Source organism: Parvibaculum sp. (genome assembly GCF_035511255.1).
Taxonomy (GTDB): Bacteria; Pseudomonadota; Alphaproteobacteria; order Parvibaculales; family Parvibaculaceae; genus Parvibaculum.
The window spans coordinates 1-5,663 of the sequence record NZ_DATKFR010000245.1; the positions used below are offsets into that span (position 1 = coordinate 1).

A 5,663-nucleotide genomic window follows, 5' to 3' on the forward strand; every position below is an offset into this window, starting at 1 on the left:
GAGATCGCTGGCGCCGGTGAGGCGTCCGAGGCGACCGGCGACATAGGTCCAGAGTTCCGCGATCTCCTGTGCCGATTTGCTCTTCGGATCGATCTCGCCGATGGTCTGGCCGTCGACCATGCTGGCCGCGAAATCGACGCGATGGTGAAGCGTGATCGGCGCGACGGTGCCGTGCTGCGACAACGCGACGGCCGCTTCGCCCGTGATCCGGGCACGGACGGTCGCACCATTCATCACGAAGATGAGCGGTTTGCGATGGGCCTCGGCAATGTCGATCGTGGCCCCGACGGCGCGCAGATCGTGCGGGCTCGGCCGGGCGGGAATGATGACGAGGTCGGCATGGGAGACGACCTGCGAGATCGAATGCGTGATCGCGGGCGGCGTGTCGATGACGGCGAGGCGAAAGCCGGATTGCCGCAGATGGTCGAGACCTTCCTCGAGTTCGTCGATGGCAATCCTGGCGAAAGCGGGGCTCGACGAAGCGCGTGCATTCCACCAATGGGCGAGGCTTGCCTGCGGATCGGTGTCGATCAGCGCCACGGGTCCGGCGCCCGACCTCTCCGCCTCGACGGCGAGATGTCCGGACAGGGTGGTCTTGCCGGAGCCTCCCTTCTGGGAGGCGAGAACGATGATTTGCATGTCGGCGGGCTCCATTCGCTCCCCGTCGGGAGTGGGGCTGGCATTTCGTCGCCTCCATCAAAGAACGGGTGCTTTTAAGCTTCCGATAAGAAAAATGTTCAAATACCTAACGAATTGATCGGATCGGCGAAGAGGGCGCGCGCTCCACGCCCTTGTTGGCCTTTCCGTTCTGGCGCAATCTTCTCGCGGGCGATGCAGTGGCAGCGAGGCAGGACGTGAGCGGGGGCGTGAGTTCGGATCGGGTTGGCGAAGCGAGGGCACTGGCCCGGGCGCTCGATTGCTGGTCGGGACCGGTCGAGCCCGAGCCGTTGACGGGCGGCATCACCAATCTCAATTTTCGCGTCAGCGACAGCGGCGAAAGCTATGTCGTGCGCATCGGCGAGGACATTCCCGTTCACGGAGTCTTGCGCTTCAACGAGGTGAACGCGGCGCGGGCGGCCTTTCTCGCCGGGATTTCGCCGGAAGTCGTTCATGCGCGGCCAGGCGTCATCGTGGCGCGCTTCATCGAGGGTGGCGCGGCGATGACGGCGGAGGGCATCCGTGCGCCGGGTTTCGTCGAGCGCTTCATGCCGGTGCTGAAAGCCTGTCACCGCGAGATGCCGAAATATCTGCGCGGGCCCGTCATCGCCTTCTGGGTCTTTCACGTGCTCCGCGACTATGCGTCGCGGCTGCGCGAGGAAGGAAGCCCGCATGCGCCGAAGCTCGACGATCTCGCGCACCGCGCCGAGGAGCTCGAACGCGCGGTCGGCCGCATCGACCTCGTGTTCGGGCACAACGATCTCCTGCCCGGCAACATCATCGATGACGGCAAGCGGCTCTGGCTGATCGACTGGGAATATTCGGGCTTCAACAGTCCCCTGTTCGATCTCGCGAACCTCGCCTCGAACAGCGAATTCGACGAGGCGCGGGAGCGGCATATGCTCGCGCTTTATTTCGACGCGCCGGTCGATGCCGATTTGTGGCGGCGCTATGCGGCCATGAAGGCGGCGTCGCTCCTGCGCGAGGCGATGTGGAGCATGGTTTCCGAACTCCACTCGAAGCTCGCCTTCGACTATGCTGCCTATACGGCCGATTACCTCGCGCGGTTCGAGCGCGCCTATCAGACCTTTCGTCAGATCTAGAGTGCATTCATGACCTCAGTCCCCGCACAGGCCCGCGCCGTCGTCATCGGCGGCGGCATCGTCGGCTGTTCCACGGCCTACCATCTGGCGAAGCTCGGCTGGAAGGATGTCGTGCTGCTCGAACGCGCGAAGCTGACGAGCGGCAGCACGTTCCATGCGGCGGGCCTGGTCGGCCAGCTCAGAAATTCGGCCAACATCACGCAGCTCCTCGGACACTCGGTCGCGCTTTATGCGGCGCTCGAAGCGGAGACCGGACTTGCGACCGGCTGGCGCATGACGGGCGGCTTGCGGCTTGCCTGTTCCGAGGCACGCATGATCGAGCTGAAGCGTCAGGTGACGACGGCGCGGAGCTTCGGCCTCGACATGCATGTGCTCTCGCCGAAGGAGGCGCAGGAGCTCTGGCCGGTGATGGATCTGAAGGGCGTTCAGGGCGCCGTCTTCCTGCCGTCGGACGGGCAGGCCAATCCGTCCGACATCACGCAGGCGCTGGCGCGCGGCGCGCGCATGAACGGCGCGAAGATCGTGGAGGATTGCCCGGTGCTCTCGATCGAGCGGGACGCGAAGGGCATCACCGGCGTCGTCACGCCGTTCGGCACCATCGCCTGCGAGACTGTCGTGATCTGCGCCGGGCAATGGACGCGCGAGGTCGCGGCGCAACTCGGCGTCTCGGTGCCGCTCGTCTCGGTCGAGCATCAATATCTGATCACCGAACCCATCGAAGGCGTGACGCGCGATCTGCCGACCATGCGCGATCCCGACAATCTCATCTATTTCCGCGAGGAAGTGGGCGGCCTCACCATGGGCGGCTACGAACCCAATCCGAAGCCCTGGGCGGTGGATGGCATCCCCGAGGGTTTTCATTTCTCGCTCCTCAACAACGACGTCGAGCATTTCGAGCAGATCATGGAGCGCGCGATCATGCGCGTGCCGGCGCTCGAACATGTCGGCATCAAGGATTTCATCAACGGGCCGGAGAGTTTCACCCCGGACGGCAATTTCATCCTCGGCGAGGCGCCGGAATGTCCGCGGCTCTTCATCGGCGCGGGCTTCAACGCCTTCGGCATTGCGTCCGCCGGCGGCGCGGGCAAGGCGCTGGCCGAGTGGGTGATCGCCGGCGAACAGCCCTATGATCTCTGGCCGGTCGATATCCGCCGCTTCGGCCGCCCGCATCGCGACGTCGATTGGGTGCGCGCCCGCACGCTCGAACTCTACGCCAAGCATTACACGATCGGCTGGCCGGGCGAGGAACATGCAAGCGGACGCCCGCTCCGGCGCTCGCCGCTCTACGAAACGCTGCGCGGCAACGGCGCGGTCTTCGGCGAAAAGCTCGGCTGGGAACGGCCGAACTGGTTTGCGCGCGGCGACGACGAGCCGGTCGAGCGCTACAGCTTCCAGCGCCCGAACTGGTTCGAGACGGTCGGTCACGAGCACAAGGCGACGCGCGAACGCGTGGCGCTCTTCGATCAAAGCTCGTTTGCGAAATTCATGCTGGTCGGCAAGGGCGCGGCGCAGGCGCTCGACTGGATCTGCTCCAATCACGTGACCAAGGCGCCGGGCTCGCTTACCTATACGCAGATGCTCAATGCGCGCGGCGGCATCGAATGCGATCTCACCATCGCACGGCTCGCCGAGGGCCGCTTCTACATCGTCACGGGCACGGGTTTCGCGACGCATGATTTCGACTGGATCCAGAGAAACATTCCCGAAGGCTGCGACGCCCATCTCGTCGATGTGACGTCGGGCTATGCGACGCTGGCGCTGATGGGGCCGCGCGCCCGCGATGTGCTGTCCCGCGTCACGCGCGACGATGTTTCCAATGCCGGCTTTCCCTTCGGCCAGATGCGGGGGCTCGTCATCGCCGGGGCGCCGTCGCTCGCCTTGCGCGTTACTTATGTCGGCGAGCTCGGCTGGGAACTTCACATCCCGACCGAATTCGCGCTCACGGTTTACGAAGCGCTGAAGCTCGCGGGCGAGGAGTTCGGTCTTGCCGATGCGGGTTACCGTGCCATCGAGACCCTCAGGCTCGAAAAAGGCTACCGCGCCTGGGGCGCCGATATCGGCCCCGATCACACGCCGCTCGAAGCGGGTCTCGGCTGGGCGGTGAAGCTCAAGAAGGAGATGCCGTTTCTGGGCCGCGAGGCGCTGGTGACGCAGAGCGCCGCGCCACTCAAAAAGCAGCTCGCCTGTTTCACGCTGGCAGATCCCGCCGTACCGCTCTGGGGCCGCGAGACGATCCTGCGGAATGGCGAGCGCGTCGGCTGGCTGTCGAGCGGCGGCTGGGGATATACGGTCGAGCGCAATATCGGCTATGGCTATGTGCGCCGCGCCGAAGGTGTTGCCCGCGACTGGATGCTGGAGGGCCGCTACGAACTCGAAGTGGCGACGGCGCGCGTTCCTTGCGACATCCATCTCGAACCGCTTTACGATCCGAAATCGACGCGGGTGAAGATCTAGGTCAGCGCAGCGCGGCGTGCAACTCCTCGCCCCCGATCTCGACGATGCGGCCGAAGCCCGCAACGAGGTGGGCGCGGTCGATCTCCATGGCATAGACGGCGAAATCGGTGAAGGCGGCGTAATCCGCCGCTTCGGGATGGGCGTCGAGGAAGGCTGTACGGTCGGCGGGCGCATCGCTGCGCAGCACCGTGCCGATAAGCGTCAGACGGGCCGTCGTCAGAATGTCTTCGCCCGAGGCGGGCGGCCTTTCGTCGCGCAGCAGCAGGGAGGCTTTCGGCGACAGGGCGAGGTTGCGCGTGTGGAGCGCCAGCCGCGACAGCAGAAAGAGCGGATTTCCGCGATCCGCCGCAGCGACGCTCACCAGCGTGACGCAAGGATATCCGTCGGGAAGCAGCGTGCCGAGGGCGCCCGCGCGAACGGCGCGCAAAAGGCCGGCGGCGGATTTCGTTGCTCTATCGGTCATGGCAATCTTTCCAGCCGGCGGCGGCGCGGCTTTCGTCGCCGCATTCCCGCCCATTTGGGCGGATGATAATATGATTCACCTTCCTCAAACGGAGCACGTCAATTCGATGAACAGGAAATTGGTCGCCCTTCTGCTCTTGCTGACCGCATTCGCCGTCACCGCCTGCAGCACCGTCGAAGGCGTCGGTCAGGACATTTCGGATACGTCGCGCTGGGTCAAGAACAGGCTCTGAAGGAAGCCTGTCCCGTGCGGCCTCAGGACGAAGATTCGCCCGGCTTCATCTGGGACTGGAGATAGTTTTCGAGGCCCACCGACTTGATGAGGTCGAGTTGCGTTTCGAGGAAGTCGATATGTTCCTCCTCGGACTCCAGGATGCCGTCGAGAAGCTCGCGCGAGACGTAATCCCGAACGCTTTCGCAATAGGCAATGGCCTCGCGATAAAAGGGATGCGCCTTCATCTCGAGTTCGAGATCGGCGCCGATCGCTTCCGCCACGCTCTCCCCGATCTTCAGCTTGTCGAGATCCTGCAGATTGGGAAGCCCGTCGAGGAAAAGAATACGCTCGATCAGCTTGTCGGCATGACGCATCTCGTCGATCGATTCGCGATACTCGATGTCGCCCAGACGCTCGAAACCCCAATGCCTGAACATGCGGGCATGCAGGAAATATTGATTGATCGCGGTCAGTTCGAGCTTCAGCGCGCGGTTGAGATATTCAATGACCTTGGGGTCGCCCTTCATGCCGCAGCTCCTTCAAGCAAAACATCGGAGCGCATGGTCGGCATTCACGCGGGCCCGGTCAATTGAAACCGGTGCGCCCGGGCACGATTGCGGGAGGGATCAGTCCGCCGCGCGCGAGAGGGCGCAGGCAAGCGAGACGCCTGTAGAGGCTTCGGCCCGGGCAGCGCGGATCATCTCCGCCATGTCGGGCAGGCAGCGGCCGCATTGCGGCTTGCAACCCGCGGCGCGATGCAGGCCGGCCGGTGT

General features: G+C 64.5%; 6 protein-coding genes. 3 read left to right on the forward strand and 3 right to left on the reverse strand.

Going from position 1 to position 5,663, the window contains the following annotated elements; all coding sequences use genetic code 11:
• Window positions 1-639: ParA family protein (locus VMR03_RS09795; RefSeq protein WP_325404674.1), on the reverse strand; the 639-nt coding region annotated here is incomplete at its 3' end.
• Between the two features lie 227 nt (window positions 640-866).
• Here VMR03_RS09795 and VMR03_RS09800 point away from each other — a divergent pair.
• On the forward strand, window positions 867-1,760 hold the full coding sequence (locus VMR03_RS09800) for a choline kinase family protein (protein ID WP_325404675.1): 894 nt from the start codon (window positions 867-869) through the stop codon (window positions 1,758-1,760).
• Between the two features lie 9 nt (window positions 1,761-1,769).
• Window positions 1,770-4,214 carry an FAD-dependent oxidoreductase gene (locus VMR03_RS09805; protein ID WP_325404677.1) on the forward strand — a complete coding sequence of 815 codons (2,445 nt, stop codon included), beginning with the start codon at window positions 1,770-1,772 and terminating at the stop codon, window positions 4,212-4,214.
• A gap of 1 nt (window position 4,215) precedes the next feature.
• Here VMR03_RS09805 and VMR03_RS09810 read toward each other — a convergent pair whose 3' ends face one another.
• Window positions 4,216-4,677, reverse strand: coding sequence for a HugZ family protein (locus VMR03_RS09810; RefSeq protein ID WP_325404679.1), 462 nt, complete (start codon window positions 4,675-4,677; stop codon window positions 4,216-4,218).
• Window positions 4,678-4,783: 106 nt separating this feature from the next.
• On the opposite strand from VMR03_RS09810, the gene VMR03_RS09815 reads away from it, so the two are divergent.
• The gene (locus VMR03_RS09815) at window positions 4,784-4,909 is read left to right on the forward strand and encodes an entericidin EcnA/B family protein (RefSeq protein ID WP_325404681.1); all 126 of its coding nucleotides are present in this window, start codon (window positions 4,784-4,786) and stop codon (window positions 4,907-4,909) included.
• Window positions 4,910-4,931: 22 nt separating this feature from the next.
• On the opposite strand, the gene bfr is transcribed toward VMR03_RS09815, so the two are convergent.
• Complete coding sequence (gene bfr / locus VMR03_RS09820; protein WP_325404683.1) at window positions 4,932-5,417, reverse strand: bacterioferritin; 486 nt, start codon at window positions 5,415-5,417, stop codon at window positions 4,932-4,934.
• Window positions 5,418-5,663: the final 246 nt, after the last annotated feature.

Excerpts from the sequence above, each read along its gene's own strand:
- VMR03_RS09810 (WP_325404679.1), bottom strand. The coding sequence starts at position 4,677 with ATGACCGATAGAGCAACGAAATCCGCCGCCGGCCTTTTGCGCGCCGTT.
- VMR03_RS09815 (WP_325404681.1), top strand. The coding sequence starts at position 4,784 with ATGAACAGGAAATTGGTCGCCCTTCTGCTCTTGCTGACCGCATTCGCC.
- VMR03_RS09805 (WP_325404677.1), top strand. The coding sequence starts at position 1,770 with ATGACCTCAGTCCCCGCACAGGCCCGCGCCGTCGTCATCGGCGGCGGC.
- bfr (WP_325404683.1), bottom strand. The coding sequence starts at position 5,417 with ATGAAGGGCGACCCCAAGGTCATTGAATATCTCAACCGCGCGCTGAAG.